Origin of the sequence: Paraglaciecola sp. 2405UD69-4 (assembly GCF_047525415.1) — a bacterium.
Lineage (GTDB): Bacteria > Pseudomonadota > Gammaproteobacteria > Enterobacterales > Alteromonadaceae > Paraglaciecola.
In genome coordinates this window covers 175,739-200,191 of the sequence record NZ_JBLIXM010000005.1, presented here as the reverse complement: position 1 = coordinate 200,191, position 24,453 = coordinate 175,739, and the positions used below count along the sequence as shown (strand labels likewise).

23 protein-coding genes are annotated in these 24,453 nt (G+C 39.9%); 12 read left to right on the top strand and 11 right to left on the bottom strand.

Annotated elements, in window-relative coordinates; translation table 11 throughout:
- Positions 1-564 precede the first annotated feature (564 nt).
- Entirely contained in the window at positions 565-933 is a 369-nt protein-coding gene (locus ACMUMK_RS16235; RefSeq protein WP_414702195.1) for a hypothetical protein, read from the top strand.
- A gap of 19 nt (positions 934-952) precedes the next feature.
- On the top strand, positions 953-2,275 hold the full coding sequence (locus ACMUMK_RS16230; RefSeq protein WP_414702194.1) for a hypothetical protein: 1,323 nt from the start codon (positions 953-955) through the stop codon (positions 2,273-2,275).
- A 117-nt stretch (positions 2,276-2,392) separates the two neighbouring features.
- Here ACMUMK_RS16230 and nhaC read toward each other — a convergent pair whose 3' ends face one another.
- The 4 genes from nhaC to ACMUMK_RS16210 all read right to left on the bottom strand — a co-directional run bounded on the left by nhaC (position 2,393) and on the right by ACMUMK_RS16210 (position 7,384).
- Entirely contained in the window at positions 2,393-3,811 is a 1,419-nt protein-coding gene (nhaC, locus tag ACMUMK_RS16225) for a Na+/H+ antiporter NhaC (protein ID WP_414702193.1), read from the bottom strand.
- 378 nt (positions 3,812-4,189) lie between these two features.
- Positions 4,190-4,438 (bottom strand): DUF2960 family protein, encoded by a 249-nt coding sequence (locus tag ACMUMK_RS16220; RefSeq protein WP_414702192.1) that lies wholly within the window; start codon positions 4,436-4,438, stop codon positions 4,190-4,192.
- Positions 4,439-4,913: 475 nt separating this feature from the next.
- Entirely contained in the window at positions 4,914-5,297 is a 384-nt protein-coding gene (locus ACMUMK_RS16215) for a hypothetical protein (RefSeq protein WP_414702191.1), read from the bottom strand.
- A gap of 362 nt (positions 5,298-5,659) precedes the next feature.
- The gene (locus tag ACMUMK_RS16210; RefSeq protein WP_414702190.1) at positions 5,660-7,384 is read right to left on the bottom strand and encodes a diguanylate cyclase; all 1,725 of its coding nucleotides are present in this window, start codon (positions 7,382-7,384) and stop codon (positions 5,660-5,662) included.
- A gap of 489 nt (positions 7,385-7,873) precedes the next feature.
- Here ACMUMK_RS16210 and ACMUMK_RS16205 point away from each other — a divergent pair, with 489 nt between their 5' ends.
- From ACMUMK_RS16205 to ACMUMK_RS16190, 4 genes are all read left to right on the top strand, one after another.
- On the top strand, positions 7,874-8,680 hold the full coding sequence (locus ACMUMK_RS16205; RefSeq protein WP_414702189.1) for a hypothetical protein: 807 nt from the start codon (positions 7,874-7,876) through the stop codon (positions 8,678-8,680).
- A 103-nt stretch (positions 8,681-8,783) separates the two neighbouring features.
- Positions 8,784-10,139: an amidohydrolase family protein gene (locus ACMUMK_RS16200; RefSeq protein ID WP_414702188.1), complete on the top strand. Its 1,356-nt coding sequence runs from the start codon at positions 8,784-8,786 to the stop codon at positions 10,137-10,139.
- A 109-nt stretch (positions 10,140-10,248) separates the two neighbouring features.
- Positions 10,249-11,016 carry a hypothetical protein gene (locus ACMUMK_RS16195; RefSeq protein ID WP_414702187.1) on the top strand — a complete coding sequence of 256 codons (768 nt, stop codon included), beginning with the start codon at positions 10,249-10,251 and terminating at the stop codon, positions 11,014-11,016.
- 231 nt (positions 11,017-11,247) lie between these two features.
- Positions 11,248-11,991 (top strand): class II aldolase/adducin family protein, encoded by a 744-nt coding sequence (locus tag ACMUMK_RS16190; protein ID WP_414702186.1) that lies wholly within the window; start codon positions 11,248-11,250, stop codon positions 11,989-11,991.
- Between the two features lie 57 nt (positions 11,992-12,048).
- On the opposite strand, the gene ACMUMK_RS16185 is transcribed toward ACMUMK_RS16190, so the two are convergent.
- The 6 genes from ACMUMK_RS16185 to ACMUMK_RS16160 form a co-directional block, all read right to left on the bottom strand.
- Positions 12,049-12,696: a hypothetical protein gene (locus tag ACMUMK_RS16185; RefSeq protein WP_414702185.1), complete on the bottom strand. Its 648-nt coding sequence runs from the start codon at positions 12,694-12,696 to the stop codon at positions 12,049-12,051.
- 33 nt (positions 12,697-12,729) lie between these two features.
- Entirely contained in the window at positions 12,730-13,404 is a 675-nt protein-coding gene (locus tag ACMUMK_RS16180; RefSeq protein WP_414702184.1) for a HupE/UreJ family protein, read from the bottom strand.
- Positions 13,394-13,885, bottom strand: coding sequence for a DUF6644 family protein (locus ACMUMK_RS16175; protein ID WP_414702183.1), 492 nt, complete (start codon positions 13,883-13,885; stop codon positions 13,394-13,396). Before ACMUMK_RS16175 ends, ACMUMK_RS16180 begins: the two co-directional genes overlap by 11 nt.
- Positions 13,886-13,895: 10 nt before the next feature.
- Positions 13,896-15,584 (bottom strand): DUF6152 family protein, encoded by a 1,689-nt coding sequence (locus ACMUMK_RS16170; protein WP_414702182.1) that lies wholly within the window; start codon positions 15,582-15,584, stop codon positions 13,896-13,898.
- 215 nt (positions 15,585-15,799) lie between these two features.
- Positions 15,800-17,290, bottom strand: a complete 1,491-nt coding sequence (locus ACMUMK_RS16165; protein ID WP_414702181.1) for a diguanylate cyclase domain-containing protein — start codon at positions 17,288-17,290, stop codon at positions 15,800-15,802.
- 192 nt (positions 17,291-17,482) lie between these two features.
- A complete protein-coding gene (locus ACMUMK_RS16160) occupies positions 17,483-18,256 on the bottom strand; it encodes a polysaccharide deacetylase family protein (RefSeq protein ID WP_414702180.1) in 774 nt (257 codons plus the stop codon).
- A gap of 218 nt (positions 18,257-18,474) precedes the next feature.
- Between ACMUMK_RS16160 and ACMUMK_RS16155 the strand changes: the two genes are divergently transcribed.
- Together ACMUMK_RS16155 and ACMUMK_RS16150 are read left to right on the top strand one after the other, a co-directional pair.
- Entirely contained in the window at positions 18,475-19,524 is a 1,050-nt protein-coding gene (locus ACMUMK_RS16155) for a YHYH protein (RefSeq protein WP_414702179.1), read from the top strand.
- 72 nt (positions 19,525-19,596) lie between these two features.
- Positions 19,597-20,082 (top strand): hypothetical protein, encoded by a 486-nt coding sequence (locus ACMUMK_RS16150; protein WP_414702178.1) that lies wholly within the window; start codon positions 19,597-19,599, stop codon positions 20,080-20,082.
- Positions 20,083-20,139: 57 nt separating this feature from the next.
- On the opposite strand, the gene ACMUMK_RS16145 is transcribed toward ACMUMK_RS16150, so the two are convergent.
- Entirely contained in the window at positions 20,140-21,051 is a 912-nt protein-coding gene (locus tag ACMUMK_RS16145) for a LysR family transcriptional regulator (protein ID WP_414702177.1), read from the bottom strand.
- Positions 21,052-21,306: 255 nt separating this feature from the next.
- Between ACMUMK_RS16145 and ACMUMK_RS16140 the strand changes: the two genes are divergently transcribed.
- The 4 genes from ACMUMK_RS16140 to ACMUMK_RS16125 all read left to right on the top strand — a co-directional run bounded on the left by ACMUMK_RS16140 (position 21,307) and on the right by ACMUMK_RS16125 (position 24,387).
- Positions 21,307-21,687 carry a DUF4260 domain-containing protein gene (locus ACMUMK_RS16140; RefSeq protein ID WP_414702176.1) on the top strand — a complete coding sequence of 127 codons (381 nt, stop codon included), beginning with the start codon at positions 21,307-21,309 and terminating at the stop codon, positions 21,685-21,687.
- Positions 21,688-21,908: 221 nt separating this feature from the next.
- The gene (locus tag ACMUMK_RS16135) at positions 21,909-22,511 is read left to right on the top strand and encodes a chromate transporter (RefSeq protein ID WP_414702175.1); all 603 of its coding nucleotides are present in this window, start codon (positions 21,909-21,911) and stop codon (positions 22,509-22,511) included.
- A gap of 30 nt (positions 22,512-22,541) precedes the next feature.
- Positions 22,542-23,441: an EamA family transporter gene (locus ACMUMK_RS16130; RefSeq protein WP_414702174.1), complete on the top strand. Its 900-nt coding sequence runs from the start codon at positions 22,542-22,544 to the stop codon at positions 23,439-23,441.
- Positions 23,425-24,387 carry a GlxA family transcriptional regulator gene (locus ACMUMK_RS16125; protein WP_414702173.1) on the top strand — a complete coding sequence of 321 codons (963 nt, stop codon included), beginning with the start codon at positions 23,425-23,427 and terminating at the stop codon, positions 24,385-24,387. Before ACMUMK_RS16130 ends, ACMUMK_RS16125 begins: the two co-directional genes overlap by 17 nt.
- The last annotated feature ends 66 nt before the right edge of the window (positions 24,388-24,453 follow it).

Genomic DNA, 24,453 nt, shown 5'->3' with positions numbered 1-24,453 from the left:
GTTGAATTAAACCAATTCAGACCCAAATGGCCATCATTCTTGGCCATTTTTCTAAGAAATATAATTCTACAAAATCTATTTTTACAATAATCGAGGTCAGAACAAGGTTAAATTGCGAACCAAAGGTGTCAGATACGATGATTTTGAAGAGCAGTGCTATTTAGCTGGAGGTGGTGATATAAAATCTAAGGGTTTTAAAGGGATAATCTAAATCAAGGTCTCTGATCCTATTGATTCAAAAATCATTTGTAAATCAACGATACGTAATATTTAAGAGCCAATGTTAAAAATAAGAGAACATCCAAATTTAGCTTCAGCTTAAAGAAGCTAGTATGGATGTTTCCCTCAAAAAAATGAAAACGTAGTTAATTGGTTAACTTCAATTTTTGTTCAGGCATAAAGTCATGATAAATATTTGCTCCCTAGTGGGAGGAAAGAAGACGTTCCAACACATATCATAGAAATCATTTTGTTTTTCTCCCTGCCAAGTTTGATTACGCAAAATGATGTTCATTTACCAGAGTATTTACGAAGACACATTTAATCATAAAAAGGAGACTCATTGTGCAACCTGAAGAAACAACAAAGTTAAATGGAGAAGTATCACCCAGTGATGATGCAGAAATAATTTGTAAGTGGCGATTATTTAAAAAAATAGATGAATCAGGTTCAAATATAGATCGTCGTAATTTTGAACCAATTACAGAGACACTTTCAGGTTCAACTATTACTTTCGAGAACATTGATAAAGATAAGTCTTATAGACTTGATCTTAGAGTCAAAGGAAAAGGAGGAACAGAATTCACAAGAAAGCTAACCTCAAACTCGCATAAAGTCGTACCTAATGGAGAAAAGAAACACAAAATTTCAGGCTCTTCGGCTGTAGTGGGAGCAAATGCAGTTCTGTGGCGTATAAAGCCTAAAAATGACTAACCATTGAAATGGAGTAAAAATGAATAAGTTACTATGGCTCTATTTTCTATTCGCATCTTTTAATGTGTTGGCTAATAGTGCAAACACCGAAAACGACCAACAAGGTTTAGGTACTAGTTCAATAGAAAACAGTTTTACCACAAAGTCTGGTTGGGAGTTAGTTGCTGGGAAAGATAGTCAAAAGGCAACTATAAAATACGCTACGAAAGGGGTTAGTGTAAAAATTGCGGCACCTGTAAACAGTAAGGAAGAAAAGACTCTAATATATAATTCTACGGATGCTTTTGTAGGAGCGACAAGTATAGCTCTTGCTTACAGGTATTCAAATGCAGAAATAAATTCAGAACTTACTGAAATGATTGATTTATGTCAAAAGTATCCTTCTCTTTTTACATTCGATGATCATAATACACAATCTGAGTATTCCAAAGAGCTAAAAACATATATCACACTGCTAAATGAAGATGATCCCAACAGTGTTCTAATAATCAGTAACTTATTGAAAATGTCAGATGAGCTTGAAACAAATTCACAGGAAAACCTAGCCAAATCTTTGAGAGAAATCGCAAAAGAAATTTCTAGAAATAATCCCCCTTATCAAGTAATTATCAACAAACTAAACTCAATGAGTACAACCCCTTTTGATTTTGAAGAGATTTGCTCTGGAAAAGATGTGCAAGTATTGACTGCTGCCTTTAAAGAAGATGACGCAAAAAATCATGCTAAAGCTGACGAAATTTTAAAAAAATTTGCAGCTTCAAAATTAGGAATTACAAAACCATTTTGGATTTATGGTGGAGCAATCGAATATGGACGGCAAGACTATGAATGGTTTGATCCTCAGGTAGAAATAATAGCAGTAGACCCAGATAATTATAACCCTTTGCTTAAAGCCAAATCAGATGAAGAGCCAATAAGCATTGAAGCGAATGCTTCTTGGGTAGTACCTGGGAAGCTTCAGATTACGGGTTCGCTTGAACTTGAAAGAGCATACGAGGCTGCAGGGAGTAATAAGGCTCAAACCCGATGTGCCCAAAGTACTTCAGAGCTATTTAACGAGTGTGTTTCTGCCCTTCAAAGTATGCCAGAAAAAACATATAACAGAAATATAGGCTTAAATGTTATCTGGCCTATACAGTTATCCTTCTTAGGTATCAAAAAAGAAATAGTTCTTTCACCAACATTTACTTTTGACGCATCAGAAAGTGATAGGAGCTGGAAAGTTCCTTTGTTCATATTTGGCGACAAAAAATCTGTTCTGAATGCTGGTATTACATATGAATATGATAGCAGTGACAATGGCGATGAATTCTTCGGATTGTTTTTAGGCGGTTCACTTTAGTTTAAACCAAAAATCAAAGGGAGCAGAGACGATGATTAGGAATCTAAATCAAGATCTCTGACCCTATTGAAATGTGTTTTCAGAAACCCATTAGTGAAGGGGTAAACACTATTTTGATTACGTCCTTATTGCGTTTGTGGCTGATTGCCCCTCACCTTTGTTAAAGTTGAACAAGCCTAATTTTCCATAAATTAGTGTGATGGCAATCACCAATAGGTGGTACCACAAGAATGGTAAATACGAAACCGTAGCGACACCTAGGGTCGACGCCATGAAAATACCTCCGTCAGACCATGGGACCATGGGCGTTGGAATGGTTGCCCCCGCTTCAGTGTTGCGAGATAAAACACGTTTATCAATATTAAGGTGTCGGTAATTCTCTTTGGTCAGTGTGCTGGCTGTAATTATTGCCACGTAGGCGGCACCGCCAATCAAATTGCCCATGATACCTGCAATCATTGTTGCCGATGTTAAGCGGCCTATGGATGTTGCCCAGCGTTTGATACCCTTTGATACTGTATCCAGCACGCCCACGGTTTGCATCAAGCCGCCTATACCCAAGGCAAGAATGATGATCACTACCACGCTTGCCATCGATTGTATTCCACCGCGGTTAAGCAATATATTTAAAAAGGGAAGGTCTGATTCAATGGTATTGCCCGTAACTAGGCTACCAAATGCGGTATCGAAGTTGTTTGCTTCAAAAAGCATTGCCCATATCACACCAAGTAATGCACCGAAGAAAATAACTGGTACAGAAGGCAGTTTAAATATCAGTAAGGCAATGACGATAGCCGCTGGTAATAGCATGTACCAGCCGATAGAAAAATGTTGCTCCAAAGCCACAAGAACAACGTCAGTTTGATTACTGGATGAGTCAAAATCATAAAACAGCCCTACAGCTAAAAAGAGGCTGGCAGCTAATATAATTGCTGGAAAGCTTACCGTTAGCATTGATTTAATATGTTCAACTATATTTACCTCACACAGAGAGGCGGCCATCACTGTGGTGTCTGATAAAGGTGAGAGTTTGTCTCCCACATAGGCGCCACTAATGACAGCTCCTGCCACCAAAGGTAATGGCAGTCCGAAAGAGGCGCCAATACCCATCATGGCTACGCCCGCGGTTCCCGCGGTACCAAAAGATGTACCGGTTGCAAGTGAGGTGATACTACAAACAAAGAAAGCGCCTACAAGAAAATACTCAGGGCTCATTACCGATAACCCGTAATAGATGATATTGGGTACAACCCCGCCTGCAATCCAGCTACCAATGAGCGCTCCAACGGCAATGAGTACCAAAATAGCGTCTCCCCCTTGTGTAACGCCATCAATTAGGCCTTTTTGAAGAGAATGATAGGAGTGGCCAAGCAGAATACCCAGCCCGATAATACTAAACCAGCTAAACACCAATGGCACTTGAACAGGCACATTGTTAACAACAGAAAACAACACTATGCATCCAATGATGGTTAAAGCAAGAAGCATAATTTGGCGTAGTGTAGGGAGCGCAGGTGTGGCGTTTTGTGTCGGCATAGTATTGGTTACTTCTCATCGTTAACTATCACAATAACTGTGAGCTCAACCAAGATGGCGTGAGCGGGGTAAACTCGCTTTTGTGGCGAAGGGTCAAATTAAGTATTGGTGCAAAATAGTGCAGCGCTTGGCTTCATTGCTTCATTAATCTAGTAATAGATAGCAATAACATCTAGTTACAGAGCAATTTCGCTAGACATAGGAAGAACTAGCACAAAATACGCCACATCCTAGGTATGCATCGATACCTATTTTTCATTGCAATAATTAGAGCAGTAATAGAGGGAGAGTTAAATTTAATGGTTTAGCAATAAAAGGAGGGCAGGTCCAAATCAAAAGTGTGCTGTTGAATTAAACCAATTCAGACCAAAATGGCCGTTATTCTAAGCCATTTTTTAAGAAGTATAATTCTGTAAACCCCATTTTTACGAATTCGGTATCTCTAAAATTTCTTACTGTAGCTTTGTCTTTACTGATTGAGGCAATTTGCTGCTCGGTTTGCAAAAACCGGGTAAGGTCTATTCCTTCAGCATCGGCAACTGCCTCGTGCATATTTTGATGGTGGCTGTAAGAAAAACTGATTTCCTTAGCCACACCTTTAAACTTATAACGTACTTTATGGGCCATTTTCTACTCGGCTGGGTCGCACCACTTGCGAAAATTATGTAACCGCCATTATAAACGTAATTTGCGACGCATACTCAATTAGCTTAACAAAAAGTACTATCAGGGCAGAGTAGGGTTAAATAAACCAAATGCAATGCTCAATCACAAACAAAGAGCAAAAGAGGCTGAACTAGTAGCTTGTGAATTGCTAGCGCTTGCGCCCCAGAATATTTGATTCAGTAGTAGACTAATCACCAAATTATACTTGCTGATAAAACTAGCAAAGAGGCCGTATTTTTTAAACGATGCCAGAGCGGTGAATTAAATAAGATTTGAATTAGTAAATCATACCACGCTAATGGTTGGCACTTAATCTCAACATCCTTGTTGAGCTATTCAAGTGACATAACCTGGAGCAAAGACAGAATGAAAGCATAGTTTAAGCACTAAATGTGTGCTTAGTGCATGGTTTTTTCTGTTCATGGTTGCTCAACCATTATGAATTTTTATAATGCCAGCCAGGAACCTTGCTAGAGCAGACCCAGTCTTGCTTAGCTTTTTTCGAGCCGATGGCCTTTACGGAGATATAGGCATCAGTTACAAACTCATACTTTTTCTTTTGTTCGCCACCGCGAATATGGTCAGACCCACATTTTAAATCAGCACACCACTTTACATACAGGCGTTCATTGCAAACATTGCTGAGTATAATATAGGTTTTGTTGTTTTGTTCATAAGAGCCGTACTCTAAACATGGCCCTTTGCTATGTCTTCCATTCCAGCATCCATCATCGTTTGATGCTGACGCAGAAAGTGTGATCCCCCCTAACGACAACATACTTGAAAACAATACTATTCCTGATAATTTTTGAGTTAACATTTTGATTCTCCATTTAGCTTATGTTTTATACACGCCGTTTTTCTCACCCATTTTGAATGACAAAAAACTTGCGACAGCTAAATGGTGTCTCTAAGTTGCAAACACTCTCACTTTTTTCACCGTAATTCATTACAGGCTTTAAGTAACGTCTCCGTTATTTAGTTTAACAAAAAGTAATATCGAGGCAGAGCAGGGTTAAATAAACCAAAGGCAATGCTCAATCCCATATAAGACCGTCGCTTTTAAACCCAGCAGTAGAAGGGGGCTGGTATTAGTTTTTTTAGTTCCAGCTCTCTATAAGTAAACTAGTTTTTTAAATAGTAATGGGGTGACTTTTCTAAAGTAGTTCGAACCTATTCTAGTTAGCTATTTATGCGGTTTTTACCTAAGTCTTTTGATTGGTATAGGGCTTTGTCTGCGACTTCGAATAAGGTTTCGAAATCGTAGGCTTGTATTGGGGCGTTGGCTATGCCAAAACTGGCTGTGAGTGTAAATACTTGCTCTGCTGACTGATTGGTAAGTTCTATTTCTTTGCGGCAGCGTTCGGCGACTTTAAGGGCTTGCTCTATGTTGCAACCGGGCATAATAATGCCAAACTCTTCTCCACCTAATCTGCCTATAAAGTCTTCTGCTCTGCAGCCTTTTTGGGCAGCATTAACGGCTTTTTGCAGAGCTTGATCGCCTATTTGATGGCCGTGTGTGTCGTTAATATTTTTGAAGTCGTCTAAGTCAAAAATAATTAGGCTAATTGGGGTGCTAAGCTGTTCGGCTTCTTGAATATAGTTGGCTGCTGTTGTGGTGAAAAAAGTACGATTGGCAATGCCAGTTAGGCCATCTTTTTGTGATATTTTTTCGAGCTCCACGTAATGGCTACGCTTTTTATACAGCCAAAATGTCACTACTAACAACACCATAAATAGTGCGAAATATATCAGCTTACGTTTATAGGTTTCTTGTTGCGTTAACTGGGCTTTTGCTTTGAGTAACGAGTTTTCGGCGTCGAGTAACGAAATTTGGTTGGATTTAATTAGGTTGTCTTGCTGGGCTTTATGGATGTTTAGCATCTTTGTGTTCATGCTGGATAAGTTTAACGACTTGGCTTTTGCATAGGCTTTGTGTAAAGCCAGCGCTTGTTCATAGTTTTGTTGTTCTTCTGCGATTTTATAAAGCACTTCGTAAGCATCGATATCTGATATCACGGCGTAGTCTGCGTCTTTATCCTCACCTATTACTTTATATGCGTATTCTTGTGCTTTTTCATATTCGTTTCGTAAAAAGTATATCTTGCTTAATAGGGCGTAATATTCTTCAAGTAAAGGCGGGTATTCGGTGCTTTCAACTGCTTCTAAATGCTCTTGCAGTACTTCGAAGGCTGCGTCTATCTCTCCTTTGTCGTAAAGATAGGTTGCGTAATGGGTATAAATGGCGATGAGTCCAATGTGCTCTTTGGCTTTTTCACAAAACCTAATGGCTTCATTAAAGCGCTCTTCAGACAAAGATTTGTCTTGCGTAGACACTAAGGCAACAATGAGTTGCATATGTAGTAAACAGGTGAAGCGGGTGGAATGTTTACCTTTAATTAAAGAGTTGCCATAGCTTATGACTGTGTCTTTTTCGTCTATCGAGTTATAAAAGTTGATAATGGCGTTATGGGCTTGCTCTTTAACTTCTGGGTCTTCTACGCTGTCGATATGCTCAGTTATAAAGTCCATAGATTCAAATGCTCCAGCCCAGTTTTGGGTGGCGGCATTGATTGCTGCTAATGCCCCATGGGATTGAAACCTATATTTAAACGAATAGTCATTGCTTGTGAGCTTTTTGTAGTCCTCGGTGGCTGCTAGTAAGTCGCCAGCTACGAGTTTTAGATAGGCTGCGGTGTAATCATAGAGTTCTAAATCTTCTCCACTTAAGCTTGCTTTATCTAGGCTATTAAAAAGCTGTTTGGATTTTTGTGGGTTGGAGCTACGTATTTTGTATGCTTCTTCTAGAGTACTATTTGAGCTCTGTGCGGCATAAAGTAATGAAAAAGTACTTAATGAAACCTGCAATAAGATAAAGCATGTAATCCATTTAAATATGCTGTTCATAAAACTCCGTCGGTTAAAATACTTATCTATTTCAGTATCTTATGATTGTATCTCTAAGTAGAAGCAAGGTTTTTAGTGTCTCATTTCACTATAAAATAATCAGTCTATAAGTAAAGTATGTTTCTAACACTAAGGTTTGAAAAGCTATAAGTAGTACTACTTTGTTCACTCTTCATATACAAACTTGCTTCCGCGTTATGCCTGCTAACGTCATAGGTTACAAGGGCCGGCAGCTTGAGTGCTGGTTTATTTGGGTAACTCGATTAGCTGCTGTTCAATGTTAAATCAAAGCGTTTATGTTATTGATTTAAAAAGTATAGTTTAAAATTTCAAAAATATTCCACTGAGTTGTTAAAGGCTTGCTTAGCTAATTTATCAGTTTATTTGGCTTACGTGTTTTAATGGTATAGTGAGTAAAGTCTTCTTTGTTTAATGGAAGTGATTGATTTAGTTGTTCTTAATAGAAATTTTTATACAAGGATAAGTCAGGTGTTTAAGGCAAAGTTACAAAGTGTTAAATGGGTAATATACACAAGTATTGTGCTTTTTTTGTTTAGCTGCGGGACTAAAGATTCTACAAACGTGGCGGTTGAAGATATATACGCTAGGGTAGCGATAGATGTAAATAACAGCGGCACAGCTAAGATACGTATTGATCTAAAAGAAGGTAATTTTATTGGTGAGTCTTTAGATTTAACGGGTAACGATACGTTACAGTTGAGCTTTAATGGTGAAAGTATTGCTATTAAAAAAGATAACGATTTATTTGATATTGATTATGAAGCTAGTGTTGAAACCCATGGCTTAAGCGGTGTTTTTTCTTTTGGGTTTGTTAGAAACAATCAAACAGTTGTAGCTGCAGAAGCAAATTTAAGCCCTAGTTTCGATATATTAACTCCTACTAAAGGCAGTGTGTTTAACAGTAGTGACAGCCTAGTCGATATAAGTTGGAGTAACCCTAATCAGGCTGAAGTGGTTGAGCTTCACGGCACCTTAACCTGTGACACTATTGAAGATGATTTAGACCTAGATACAGACAGTGAGAACGAAGAATATAGATTACAAGATACTGGGAGCGACAGCCTGCCACTGTATCATCTTATTAGTAATCTTATTCTTGAGGTGACGCTAGAAGATGAAGAGATTATCTCTAGTAACCCTTGTGATTTGAGCTTTGACCTCGCTAAGGTTCACGAAAAGCCTCTAACTGGTTTTATGAGTGGAAGCACAATACGCGTGAGTCAAAATAGAAGTTCTTACACCTATAAAGTGACAGGGATTGAGAGCAATAATTAAAGTTTCCCCAGTTGTAGTGATTTTAAATTGGCTTAAAAGCAAAGCTTTTCTGAGATTAAAAATCAGGCTATCGTATTTGTAAAATAATAATAAAGGGTACATCATGCTGAAATATCTAATTACTTCCATTTGTGTTTTATTTTTACCTCCTTTGTTTGCAGAGCAAACTGCATTAGTTGGTGGCAGGTTGATAGACGGGTTTGGTCATCACCCCATTGCTAACAGTGTGATCTTAGTTAAAGACGGCATCATTGAAAAAGTTGGCACTGTTGATTCTGTGGAAATACCAAGTAATTACACAGTAGTGTCAACTGAAGGTATGGATGTTCTTCCGGGGTTATGGGAAAGCCATGCCCACTTAATGTTGGTTGGTCATGCTGATTATGGACATTGGCAAAAAGAATATACAGATAAATTAAGCTCAGAAATTATGCCCGCCAGTGCACAGCAGCTTTTATTGGCAGGTGTCACAAGTGCTCGAGATTTAGGGGCTCCTCTTGAAGACTCAATCACAATTAAAAATAAAATTGCATCAGGTGAGATACCTGGCCCTCGCTTGTACGTTTCAGGACCTTTTTTACAACATGAACCTTATCCAGGAACTGAGCATTACAGATGGGGGATTAATGGGGTTAGTGATGCTAAACGTAAAGTAAATAAGCTGGCAGATGCTGGAGTGGATATTATTAAACTTATCGATCACGATATGATGAGTTTAAAAGAAGCACAGGCCATTGTTGATCAAGCCCATGCACGTAACTTAGTGGTTGTAGCTCATTCTCATAAGCCTGATGAAATTCGCCGAGGGTTACAAATTGGGGTTGATAACTTTGAGCATACTGGGCTGACAACCGCGCCAGAGTACCCAGAAGATATCATGCGTATGTTGAAAGAGCGCACCGCAAAAGGCCGAGTCGCCGGTGGGCCGTTATATTGGACGCCTACAGTAGAAGGCTTGTGGAATTACGAAAACACGGTAGCAAACCCAGAGCGTTTAGATAACACATGTTGGCATAGAGGCCTTGAGCCAAGCACGGTAAAAGATGTTAAAGCATCATTGAGCAATGTTGGCCAGCTAGAATATATGCAATTAACACCTTTACGTAAGCCCACTTTAAAGAAAAAAATACAACAATTAAAAGAGTCAGGGGCGGTACTTTTAGTTGGGACCGACAGTGGTATTCCTACTAAATTCCATTGCCAAAGCACTTGGAATGAGCTTGCAATTTGGGTAGAAGAAATGGACATCTCACCTATGGATACCATACGTGCAGCCACATATTGGCCGTCGGTATTGATGAAAGTCAGCGATAAGAGTGGCACCATATCTGTTGGTAAGTACGCAGATATTATTGCCGTTAAAGGTGATGTGTTGCGGTATATCAATCTATTGCAAGATGTAGACTTGGTTATGAAAAACGGAAAAATATACAAGCAAGACGGAATTCCTAAAATTTAACTAGGGTGTTTTGTTAGCAAAGTATTGAGTTACGAGGTTACTCTACTGGGTTACTTATATGTATTTGGGTCTATTAAACATTTAAATGTCGTGAAGCGAGGAGCTATTTATGGAGTCTAAAAATAATAACTCTCCAGATTACTCTCAGTATAGCATTGCCGAACTTGAAGACGTTTTAGCTCATATTGACCAAGTTAAATACCCAGAGCGTTATACCGATGCTAAAGCATCGCTCGCCGATAAATTAGAAAAACGAAAAGCGTTATCTGCTTCCGATGAAGACAAACCATTGATCTTACCTCCCAAACCAAAGTGGGCAGAACTACACCTTATGACTCGGGTGATGGTAGTGATTTTTACTGGGCTGAGTATTGCTATTTTACCGACTATGTTTACTGAGTTTATGACAAGTAAAAGTTGGGCTAAATATAGTAGCTGGCCAACTTGGATTATGGCATGTTTGCTTGTCACCGGTTGGTTCGTGAGTCTTCAAGTCGACGCTAAATATCGCCAGAATTTAGTGGCGAGTAATCGTGGTAAGTTAGGTGTTGTCGTCATGCCTATTGTGTTAATTGCATTCAATTGGTTGTTTATTGAAAAGGCATTACCTTCTTATTTACATTCTTTATCGGCACAAAAAGAAGTGCAGTACTATATGAACTACCGCAAACAAAGTGGTGAAAAGTTTTGTCGTTATCGCTTAAAGGTTTTAGAGTCTGACGACTTTGAAAGTGGCAATTTATGTATAAGCGAAAGCCAATTAAATAGTCTGCCAGAAGCAGGAGAAATTCATATTACTGGTTCACGCAGCCAGTTCGGAATCGTTGTAAATAGCTTTGTTCGCAGTCGTATTGGGTTAGTAAAAGGTTACGAATAAAGTTCAACCTTGAAGGTAAATGTTGGCGCTAAGACTATCTAAAATAAAATGTATAGGACAATCTTCAACGTAAACAAACCGCGCGCTTATTGTAGTATGTTCTTCTGACTAAGCAATATCTGAAAGCATAAGTAATATGCGCTTTAAGGTATTGCTTAGCGCTTCTTTTTAATCATTTTACACAAGATTATTAATGCAATTTTTTATTAAAGCCATTTTGAGATTTAAGCTATGAGTAGTAAAAATATACAAACTGAAACCGAGTTACGCCGTGATTTAGCGGCTGCTTATCGATTAGCTGCCATGCTAGGGTGGGAAGACACCTTGTATACCCATTTTTCAGTTAGGCTGCCTGGGCCTGGAACACCGCGTTTTTTAATTAATCCTTTTGGGCTTATGTTTGATGAAATCTGCGCCAGTGATTTAGTGGTGGTGGATGCTGAGGGCAAAGTGTTAGAAGGCAATGCTGATTATAATTTAGCGGGGTTTACCATTCATAGCGCTGTGCACATGGCCCGCGACGATGCCCATTGTGTGATGCATACCCATACTACAGCGGGTATGGCCTTAGCTGCCTGTGACGATGGCTTATTGATGTTAAACCAAATCAGCACTGAGTTTTACAATCGCCTTGGTTATCATGACTATGAGGGTGTAGCGTGGAATTTAGAAGAGCGTAAACGTATTCAAAATTCATTAGGGGATAACATAGGTTTAGTGTTGCGAAGCCATGGTTTGTTAACTGTAGGTGAGAGCGTTGCTGATGCTTTTCAAATCATGTATTACTTAAATCGAGCTTGTGAGATCCAGTTGGCTGCAGCGCAAATGGGCAGTTTGTCAAAAATGAATACTATCTCTGATGAACTGTCCCAGTATGTTTGTTCTCAATTTAAGAAAGTCGAGCACGAGCGCCATATAGTGTGGCAGGCATGGTTAAGAAAATTAGAGCGAATAGACCCCAGCTATAAAAATTAAGCTGTGTTGGCCACAGACAAGCTATGTTTGCACAGTGGTAAGTAGCCCATTTTATATCTAGCTTGGCCCGTTGGTTGGGGCTACTTTTTTGCCGTTTATGGCGCGATACATTTCTTTATGGTCGTGCCAATATCCACTTACGGTTAGCCTTACGGTAATTGGGCCTTCTTCAATATTCATAAAGTAAAAACCGTGGTATCCAGCAAAGGGGCTAGTAAAGGCGCCACTTTGCTTTGTGCCTTCACCCCTTGAGTAAGCCATTTCGAAGCTTTCGGGGAAATTAGCTGCGTTTTCGCTCGTAGGGTGGCCATGAAAATCATAATAGACCCCTTCTTCTTTGGCATTGAGCACTTCCCATGTATAAACAAAAGTTGTATCGGCTGCCATAGCAAATTTATGTTCTACTTCTCCTAAGTCGTCAATTTCTATATCAATAATTTGTTGTTTAAAAGGGGCGTCATGTAACTGAATTAAGCCTTGTATCGGCTTATTAATGCGCTCAGCTGCGGGATCATAACTTTCTATATTAAAAGAAAGGGCAGGGGTAGCATCAGAGGTTTGTGTGCTAGGTTTGGCTAATGCTAAAAGTCCTAGCTTTTCTCCTAGCCCTGTTGGGTCAATACCATATTCTGCCGGTAATATTGCGAATAAAAGCAGTGCGCCACCGCAAAATGCACTGAGTAATACTTTTTGAAGAGCAGACATTAACAATCCTCTTTGTGATTAGTAACCTGTAAATCAGGCATAGAGAAAACCTACTAGTTGAAAACCAAATATCATCAACCCAGATGAAAAAATGATGCTATTTGCTGTTTCAGAAGCCTTATCAAATTTAGGCTGGCGACGTAACCAAGATATAACCACAAATAAAAGTAGCAAAGCCAAAACCTGACCGACTTCTACCCCTAGGTTGAAGGCTAACATATTGGCTATTAACCCATCTTTAGATAGGGCTATATCTTGCAGCTTAGTGGCAAGTCCCAAACCATGCACTAGGCCAAACCCAAACACCATGACTTTAGGGTTTAAAAAGTGCGCAGAGTATAGGTTTTCTAGTGCTTTGTAGCATACCGATAGGCCAATGATTGCATCGACTAAAAAAGGGTTAACTGATATGTCCAATAACACGCCACTTAGCAGTGTTATTGAATGGCCAAGGGCAAATAAGGAAACAAATAGTAGGACTTGTTTGAGTCTAGCTAGAAAGAAAATCACTGCCGCTAGATAAAGTAAATGGTCATATCCTGTGACCATATGCTTGGCCCCTAAATATAAATAGGGAATAAAGTGAACCCCAGAGATCCCCGTTAAGAAACCTTGGTTTTGCTGAGCCAAGCCATGGGCAAGTACTGGCATGGCAGCAAGTAGGCTTAAAAAAACGAACCCTAATAAAAGGCGAGGTTTATTCAACATAAGGAATTAAACGGCCCAGAATGATAACCAAGGTCCAAGATATGAGAGACAACCAAGCTACCAAATGGGCCTGTGTGGGTAATTGGGTTGTTGTAGGTTTACTTGTCATTAGCGGTTTTATGGCTTTTAAGAAATACAGTGTATTTAATCCTGCGACTACAATAACCGCCATCTTAGCCCAAAATGCGATGTTAACTAGGTAGCGGTCTGAGTCTCCGATGACAAATAGTGCCCCAGATATAAAGTTGATGCTAAAACCTGCTATGGCAAACTTAAGAAACTTATCCACTAGGTTAAGAGGCATGTTTTTGGCAAAGCCTAGCATTCTTAAATCCACAATTATGAGTGAGCCAAACAGCAAACATAGTCCTAAAAAGTGAGCCATTTCTAGTGCAGGAAACACAAAAGCATTGTCCATTACAAAGCTACTAATTGGACTTTGATTAAGTATGTCTATTATTTTATTTAGTAAATTATTCATGGAGCTCTCCTTAAGACCAGTAGCCAATAAGTCGCCCAGCAATAATGGCTGCGACCCAAACTATCAGAGTTAAAGCGGCTATTTTTGTTTGCTTAGGGGCGGTGCTAGTGGCTGGCTTCATGCAAAGTTTAACTAGCCACCAAGTTAAGCCTAATCCAATGAATACTAGGAGTAATTTAATTCTAAAGGCCCAGTTCACGTAGAGCTCTGTGGCGTTACCACTAAAAAGTGCTATCCCAGAAAGCAGATTAATAACAAATCCTCCTTGGGCAATTCGCCAATATGGTGCCATGGCAATAATGGGTATGTCAGCTGCAAAGCCAAGAACTCTAATTAGTAACATTAAAGAAACACCCACCAAGATACCCATGCCAATTGCATGTAATGTTAGCGCTATTGGATAACCCCATTGGGTACTAGAAACCGTTAGACCAAGGCCTGACTCTTCAAGCCAATTTAGGCTTTTAGCTGTGCTTGCAGACAGTTTAGTGTCTGTGTGGTGGTTGTTTTGAGGGGTATTTTGAGTGCGCTCTGTGGTTAGGTCATCACAAGCATAGGGTTCGTATGAGTCCTCGGTAAATGTCACCTTATCAGAGCCTGTGATGGGTTGCTCAAGGTTGACTGGATCTACTAGCGTATATTCACGGGTGAGTACGGTTTTATCTTCATTTAACGTGAAGCGCTCAGTAATGGTTAGTTGTGAACTGTTTTTTGCAGGCGACGGCGGACCCATTCGGCCTCTAGCACCATCGGGACGAGGAGGTCTGTCTGCATCTGGCCTTGGTGGGCGCTCGCCTTTTGCTTTTGCATCTCCAGGCCTTTCTCTACGCTCACCTTCTAGAGGTGCCATTATCCACCCTTCATCAAATCCTGTGGTGGTGACGACTAGGGTGTCTCCTGTCCATTTTCCCGTTGAAAACCCAGCTCTACTGGGCTGATAATCATCTGGCATACTTGTACCATCTAAGTAAATGGTGCGCTGTAAATTCATAAAGCCATAGGTCAGCTCAATTTTGGTGTGGGTTTGCTCGATATGGTTAACCATTTGATCAAACCACCAATCCATAATGATATTGGTGGGTTCACAATGAAATCTAGGATTTTGAGACGAAGCCGCGTCTAGTACTGCGGCCTTTCCTGCCTCAGTCAGAATGATTGGCGAGTTGCCACCTGCTCCTGGGGGCGCTCCTCTTTCGCGGACCATAGCCCAATTGCCATTAATATTTGGGGAGCCATCACTTAGGGTGGTTTGCCTAGTAGCTTTGCTTGATTGGGTATCCTTTGACTTGGTATCTGAAACTATGGTGCCCTTGTCTGTAAAGGTGCTGTCACGTGAGGCAGTGATACCATTTTCAAAGGTGATTTCGTTCATATAACAGGTGGTAGGATCTTTTCTATCAGGAGAGCCAAGTATGCTGATATGACTGCCTATTTCGAACAGCTCTGTAGTCCATCCGCGGCGTTTTAGTAAGGAGCCTGATTGCAGTTCGCAGCGCATATTGGTCACGCCATTATTGTCATCTTTTACATCGAAATACACATAAGAGTGGGGATTCACAAGGCGAACACGAGTAATAGAACCGCTGACGACGAATGTCTGACTGGTGTCAAATTGGCCGCTACTACCATGATGTGCGAATGCCGACAGTGGCGATAAAGCGAGTAGTGTTATGACGATTAGGCATCGTAGATTACACATGTTTTGGATCCTTAATAAATATCTCAAATTTGTTTGGTTATGTATTAAAAGTAACTGTTTTTTAAGGCTTTACTGCTTATAGATAAAGACAGGGTTGTAACTTATGGCTATGGTACAAAGGGATTAAAAAAAGTTTGTGCAAATAATTAGACCTTTACTTGATAGCTAAAAATCCCCCTCTATCGCAATATCTCACGTTAGCTTACGGGCTAGGGCTAAGAGCTTAACTCGCTATAATTAGACATCACATAGGTATTTCGCCCTTGCTCTTTAGCAGCATACAAGGCTGTGTCTGCAAGCTGATATAATCGCATGGCGTCGAGGTTGTCGCTTTGTGTTTTGGTACACGCGCCCATACTAACGGTTAGATATGGCTCGATAGGAGAGGCTTGATGGGGAATATTAAGTTCAGCAATTGATGATTGAATTTTTTGCATTATGCCAATAGCAGCCGCAGAGTCGGTATTTGGCAAGATACAAAAGAATTCTTCGCCGCCCATTCTTGCCACTATATCGTTGGTTCGTAGTAAGTTTTTATTTATGGCATTTGCCACAGACACTAAACACTCATCACCCATTAAATGACCGTATTCATCGTTGTATAATTTAAAATAATCGATATCAATAGCAATTAAGGTTAATGGCGTGCCATTGGTTTTGGCTGATGCTAGGGCCTGTTTGATGGAGTCATCGTATTTACGGCGATTGGCAATTTTGGTGAGGGGGTCAATTTTAGTTAGGTTATCTAACTGCTTATTTAACTCAGCTATGGTGTGGTTTTTACTTTCTTTTTCGGTGTTGATTGTGCCTATTATGAGTGCAGTACTACAGGCGGTAAAAATATATATTTGCATGTAGAAAATAGCATAGCTTAAATCGTTAAACATGAAGATGAAGGGGCCAAGTTTAACTGTGCTATAAAAACCACAGGTTAGAAATACAACTGTTATCCAAACAGATGTGATGTAATGGTTAAATCGTAGCGCCACCCACATAGCAACGGGAAATAATAAAAATATCAAGCTTACAGTGAATTTATTGTAGTGCTCTCTACCAAACACTTCGACCAGAATTAATAAAGTTGATAAGCATAAAATCCCTAACTCAAAGACTTGCTGCTTTTGGATGTGCAAAGACAAGGTTTTATTTTTAAATGAGCTAAAAATATGAAAAGCAGTGAGGGTAGAGGCAAAAATACTCACGGTATTCCCAACAAACCAAATTAAAGAGCGGCTCAATACTGGTTTAATATCCGAAATAACCCAAAGAGCAGTAGCGCCTATAACAATATTCAGCAAGGCACTGAGCATACATAGCACAGTCAAAAACAGAATATTTTGTCGTAAGTCGTTGAAAGTTACAGGCTCTTTGCAAAGCTTTTTGAAAACAATGATGGTTAGAACAACGCTCAATACATTGGCTAATAAGAAGGCTATTTGATTGCGATCAAAGCTACCGAAGTGAGAATGAACTCCGATAAAGTAGGCTATCATGATACCGAGCGCTAAATGGGGCCAACGCTTAGGCGAGCAAACTAAGAATAATGCCGTCGCTATGCCATTTCCTAACCAAAGGATGGCGATTTCGCCTACCATGAAAAATGCACCGCTGAGGTAAATCATGGCGACATAGCTAAGCACCATAAATGCAAACACAGCGATATTTAATAGCGAAAAGAAAGACTTACAGCGACTGATTATTTCCATTAATTAGCTCTATTCAATCATTAAATACAAGTATATTTATGTCGTAACACTAAGGCTAATGTTAAGAAACCTTACAATTTGTAGTAGACCGTTTAGTTAAGTTTTAACCACGTTATCAGTATACTAATCGTTATTTTTTTGTACGTCACCCTATGTTTTGCAGATATTGACCAAGATACTTTGAGTTAGGTTTTATTGTGCTTTTAGCTTTACTTGCATAATGTTTCGATATGTATCTACCCAATACTTATCTTTATTGGTGAGTAAATAGTCCAGAAACTTGTTATGTTCATCCTTACTAATAGTAAGATAATCCCCTCCGACTCCATGGAATAGCACATTTATTAACTTCACGTTTTTAGGCTGTTTTTCTATAAAATCAATAATGTCTTGGGCACCAATGTTATTGGGGGCTATGATCCTCGCAAAGTTTGGATCTTCTAGCCCTTTAATAGCAATAAACTGTTCACTTACTGCTTCTATATAGTTGCCATCTTTCGCTAATTGATCGCCGCAAGGAGGGGTAAAAGTACGCACAGATTCACCATCTAATGCATTTAGCAAGGTGTTGGCTACTGTGACTTCATCTACTATGGCACGGACTAATTTGTCGTCTAGGTTCTTATGGGGTGTCACCCAATCACGATATGGCTTAGATTTTTTGCATGCATGAAACAAGGTGTGGTTACCTAATTCATGTCCATTTTTTGCAAGGTTTGCCCAGTCATTTAAACGCTTCTTAAAGGTTACTGACAGGGGGACAACATAAAAAGAGGCTTTTAAATTTCGCTGGTCTAGGGCAGGTATCGCGTTATCTAACTGGGATTGTAAGGCGTCGTCGTACGACAAGCTAATCGCAACTTTATGATTATTTGGCCATAATGTTTCTGCTTGTACTTGGCTTAGCACACTAGTGGAAAATTGTAATATTGCAGTTAAAGCCAAGTTAGTCATCAGTTTGAGCATTATGTTTTCCTAGTAGGGCTGCTGTTGGTAAGTTTTGCACTAGATAACCGCCAATACATTAGCACAATGGGCCGCTTGCTTCTGCGCCTTTCACTCACTCTATACTTTAGTAAGCTATCCGCTTCCTCATTTTATCCACAATTTTTTGTTTTTAATCTTTTACAGTGAACCTCAATGTTTAACTAGATTGTTTTTTATTCTTGTTTGGAGAGAGTCCTGTGGACAATAGATTAACTAAAATCACTGCTTTGACCTTAATCATGTTTATGTCGGCCTGTGGTGGCAGTAATAATGATGAAACGACAACTGTTGATGAAAGCCTTGTTGATAGTGAAAGTGATGAATCCAGCAGTGATACGGACGAGTTAGTTGTAGATGTAGATGCAACCTTATTTTTAACGGGTGATAACGTCAGTATCAACACTGTTTCTTGTACATTAACAGATGGCTCTGAAAGTTTGTGTTATGAAATTACCTCAAAACATACGGCTACCGAACATGATATGGGACCTTGGTGTCCTGAAACCATTTATGACACGGCTGAAAAAGGAGGTTTGTGGTTCGATAAGGGTGAAATTAATGATTTAGATGGTGAATTTATTCTCAACTTAGCCACTTTCTACGATGATCCTGGGTTCAAAATGTATGAGGATGATGGCAGTGTGCGCAGAATGGAGACGGCAGAGCAATGTGCCCAAGGTGCGGATCCTAATATTGAAGATGAGTTTACCAATATGTGTGCACAGTGTTTACCTGAATGGGTGAGCACAGAGGTTTCTTATCTCATTCCGATTACGCCAGTCAAGCAAAGTGAGCCTGTAGAGTTGAGTGACGGGCCAACACTTGAGGTCGCTGGGGTTGAATATGGTCCTTCCGTGAGGGGCTTGGCCTTTAATGGCGTGAGGTTCGATCACCCTGCTGACATAGATATCATCCTTGCTGGATATCAAATTGCGCCAGTGGATGATGCTGGTGGACATGTTAATAACAGTTTGGGGTATCACTATCACGGAGATACAGGCATGACGACCCGAATAGAACAATCAGACGGACATTCAGCCATGATTGGCTATGCGCTCGATGGCCATGGGCTATATGCTAAATTAGACGATGATGACAATGAAGCTACCGAATTAGATGAATGTCGCGGCCATTCTGATGAAACCCGAGGTTATCATTACCATGTATTGTCTCTTGAGAGTAATGAGTTTTTAGATTGCTTCTACGGGGCATGGGCTGAAGATGAAGAAGATAATGGCCCTCGTTAGCTTTACATATGACTTCCCCAAACGGGAAGTCGTGTTTAGCGAAGCCTCTATAGCTAGCTTATGGTTACCAAAGTGAAAAAATTAATGCTCTTGTTGTCCTTGTTTTGGTTTTCTTTTGGCGCTTATAGCCATGGTTTTGATTACTCTGTGGTGCGGCTGATAGAGCAAGACAATGACAAATGGCGTTTGGTTGTTGTGTCATCCCTTGATGCATTTCGTAAAGAAGTAAAGCAGCACTTTGCTGATAGTCCTTACACGAGTGTCGAACAATTTAATGCACAATTACTTTCTCATATTAATGCGACTTTAAAAATAGCAACAAAAGATACTGAGGTTTCCTTAGGAACAGGAAAGGTCCAATTAGGCCATGAAACTTCGATAATATTTGATGAGGTAGCATTACCTAAAGGCGCACAAGCCATGACGCTAATAAATGGGGCCCTAAAAGATATTTACCGGCACACCACCAAGTTGATTGTTGCTGAGCAAGGCCAAGATGGCGTGACCTTTATTCTTAATAAGAAAAACAACTTTACTGCCAACTTCTCAGTTCAGTGAGCCCCTTTGATTGTATTCATGTGGGCTCTGTAACCCTTATATGACTTCGAATGAATACTAATTTATTTCCATTTTAGGACTCATTTGAAGGTGCTCTATAAAGGCGCTAACGTGAGACGGTAAAACCCGGTCTTTCATATATATCAAGTCAATACTTGCAGAAATAGTTTGGGATTTTGGCAGTATTTCAGCGACCTTACCTTGTTTAAGCTCATCTGCAAATAATGTTGCGGGAACATTAGCAATTCCCGCCCCCGCCATTACAAATTGCTTGAGTAGTCTGACATCATTTGCTGCGATTGATGCAGATTTTGTGGCTAACTGTTTCACGAGTTTTTTATCGTTTTTACTGAGCCATGTTTTTAGGGAGGGGCAATCTGCATGGTAATCAATAATCTCGCTATTGATGACATCTGTGAAGCAAGTAAAAGGGCCATGATTTTTAATGAAATCAGTACTGGCAAGGGTGATAAATTGCTCTTGTTTAAATGGTGTAACGTTTAATAATTGTGGTTCTGACGAAAAAACAACTATTCCTAAATCAGTATCATTGTGAATAATGTTTTGTACTGTACTTGCGTCATCTTGTAATAGGATTTCCACGCTGACTTGTGGATGTTTTAGTTTAAAGCTCTCTATTAGCGGCGCTAGTACTAGGCTAGCAAGTTCTAGAGTTGTCCCTAACTTAACATGGCCAACTACTACAGAATGTTTATATTTAGCATCAAATATATCTTGCTCTAACGCTGTAAGGTGCTTCTCCGCTGTTTTAAGTAGGGTCTTCCCCTCTTGTGTTAAATATATTTTCCTGTGTGCTCTTTTAAACAAGAGCACACCTAACGCCTCTTCTAGTTTTTTTACTTGATAAGAAACTGCTTGTTGAGTGAGGTGAAGCTTATCGGATGCTTTGGTGACACTTTGATATTTAGCTACCTGCACAAAGGTGGCTAGGTTATTTAGGTTTCGCACCTTGAGTCCTTATGAAAACGAGTCGTTATACTTCAAATTTAGCACAAATTTTTTTTAACTATTGCTAAAAGTAAGCTGTTTTTAATTTGTTGATTTGCTCTTCATAATCCCTGTGATTCATGCTTTTCATTACCTATGAACAGCAGAATAAAGGCGTAAGCCTTATCTAGAGCCGAGCAAACTTAAGGTTTTAATGTAACAAGCGTTTTTGTTTGCTTGTGGCGTATATGTTTGAAACACCACTAGGAGTCTTTAATGAAAGCTGTCACAGGTAATTTACAATGGGTATTAAGATTGGAGGGGCTTGGGGTATTCGCTGCGTCTCTTATAGTTTTCTCAGGTATTGATGGGAATTGGCTACTTTTCTTTGCAGCTTTTTTAATACCAGATATTACTTTATTGGCTTATTTGGTTAATAAAAACATGGGGGCACTTTTTTATAATCTTAGCCACTCCATTATTGGGCCTATGTTATTAGTTAGCTTTGCCCTTTTATATGACGTGCCAATTGGTTTGACTATTAGTTGTATTTGGCTTGCTCATATTGGCTTTGACCGTGCCCTAGGATATGGGCTGAAGTATCAATCTGATTTCAATCATACACACCTTGGGATCATTGGGCGTAACAAGTCCTGAGGTATAAAAATTAAGTGCTTTTGTTGATTAGCTGAAAAAATAAACCTAAAGCAAGGGGGGACAGCGTATTCTCTAAAAAATAATGATATTAAGGTTTTTGGCTTGTTTACTTAGCCAGGTAAGAGCCGTCCTTTTTGACCCGCTGTTGGTCCTCATTCGCCCTTATGTATCTTGGCGTATTTTCTTAGACTAGGGTTACATTGTAACTCTTAGGAATATACATGTTAATACACAACTGGGCGATTTTGGTCGTCGTAAGTCTTTTTGCTTTTTCAACTCAAGCTACTGATATAAAAGAAAATAATGCTATTGAAGTGGCGGTTAAGCAGGCAAGTGAAGCGGCACCTGAGCATATTGTTAAAAATGCGAGTTTTATGAGATTTGCCCATGGGAAATTTAACATAATTAAAGCCGGAACTAACGATTTTACTTGCTTAGTAGTCCATGAGCCTAATGGCCGTTATGAGCCTTCTTGTTTTAATAAACCTGCGATGAAAAGTGTATTTTTTAGCTACCAGATGCATATGAAATACTTATATATGGGGTATGATGCAAAGCAGACTCACCAAAAGTTAGTCCAAGCTTTTCAGCTAGGTGAATTGCCAAAACCAGAAACAGGTTCCTTGGTATATATGATGTCCAGAAATAACAGAAACTATGTGCATCATACTAAAACCTTGAGAAAAGGCGTTCCACACCAAATGTATTTTTATCCCAAGTTAGCGGATGAAACCTTTTCTCTTGGCGGGCATTCAAGTAAACATTGGCCAGCTCTTTGGCAGGGGTTCCCTGCTATGTCTGCGTTAATAGTGCCAGTTCAATAATTGTGGTTTAAAAAGATAGCGGAGAGAGAAATGTCAAATAAGGATATGTTGCTAGCCTTATGTATCGTGACCATATGGGGTGTTAACTTTGTAATTATTGCTTGGGGCCTAGAGGGTATGCCGCCATTGTTGCTAGGTGGTATTAGGTTTTTAATGGTGGCCAGTATCGGCTCACTGTTTTTTAAGCGACCAGCCATTCCGATTAAATGGTGGGTGGCGTATGCCATTCCCATCAGTTTTTTACAATTCGCTTTTTTGTTTAGTGCAATGGCCTTTGGTATGCCAGCTGGACTGGCATCGTTAGCGCTTCAAGCACAAGCTTTATTCACCTTACTTTTTGCTTTTCTAATACTTAAAGAGGCGATTAAAGGGTATCAAATTGTGGCAATTGCAGTGGCAGTAATGGGGCTGAGTATCATAGCTTTTAGCAATAATACTGAAACCATGACGGCCCTTGGATTTGGGTTAACTATGGCAAGTGCCGCAAGTTGGGCACTTGGTAACATATGTAATCGCACCATAAGTAACCGTGGCTATAAGGCTAATGTAAACCTTATTATTTGGAGTGCTTGGGTACCGCCTATCCCGTTTTTTCTATCTAGTTGGTATTTTGAAGGCTCTGATTTAATTATTTCCAGTTTAGTTAACTTTAGTTGGCAATCGTTGGCATCTTTAGTGTATTTGTCTATTTGTGCCACCATAGTGGGTTACGGTTTGTGGAGTTATTTATTGTCTCGTTATCCAGCGGCGCAGATTGCGCCTTTATCTTTAGGGGTGCCAATAGTAGGGATAACCTCGGCGAGTATTTTATTGTCTGAGTCAATATCACAAATGCAGTGGATTGGCGCATCTTTGGTATTAACCGGGTTATTAATGAATACGTTTGGTGGTCGCCTAAAACGTAGGGTGCCTGATGCAAAAAGCCTCTAAAAACATCCACATTTATGTGGTGTTAATACCCAGTGGTTTGTTGTTAGATACTGTTGGCCCCGTAGAAGTATTTAACTATGCAAACCGAATCGCAGGTGAAAGGTTTAGCATTCATTATGTGGGGGCCGACCCAAATATCAGTAATTCTGTTGGTATATCCATTAAGGTGGCACCTTTACCAGACTATATCGAGTCTTCAGCTTGGGTGCTTGTCCCAGGTATGCTGGGCGAAACCATAGAGCTTGAAACAAAAGCAGTACAACAAACCTGTGAATGGTTACAGCAGCATAATTTTCAAAAACTTGTATCTGTGTGTGGCGGTTCTTTGATCCTAGCTAAAGCGGGGTTATTAAGCAGTAAAAAGTGTACAACCCATTATATGCATATTGAGCAACTGGCGGGTTTAGTAGGTGCTGAGCAAGTGTTAGAAAACCGCTTGTTTGTGCAGGACGACAATGTTTATACCAGCGCCGGAGTTAGTGCCGGTATTGACTTAGCACTGTACTTAGTTGAACAGGAGTTTGATGGCCTAGTGTGTGCAAAAATTGCAAGGCGAATGGTGCTTTTTACTCGCCGGGGGGCACAAGATCCTGCAGAGTCACCTTTGTTGGAGCATCGCAATCACCTCAATCAAAAAGTGCATCAAGTACAAGATTTGATTTTGGCAGAGCCTGCTAATCAATGGAGCTTAAGTCATCTTGCTAGTCAGGTACACTGCAGTGAGAGGCACTTATCACGTATTTTTAAACAACATACAGGTCTGAGTACCAAAGCTTACCTTTACAAAATTCGCTTAACCATAGCAAAAGGTCTACTGAATACCTCTAACTTACCTATTGAGCAGGTAGCTAGCCGCTGTGGTTTTAATGATCCAAGGCAGTTTCGGAGGTTATGGGCTCGAGAAAATGGCCACTCTCCCTCTGTTTATAGAGCCAAGCAAACTTAAGTATTCCTCTTTTACATTTCAGCCTTTTAAAAACGACTCAAGGATAGAGATTAGTCTTGGCAGCCA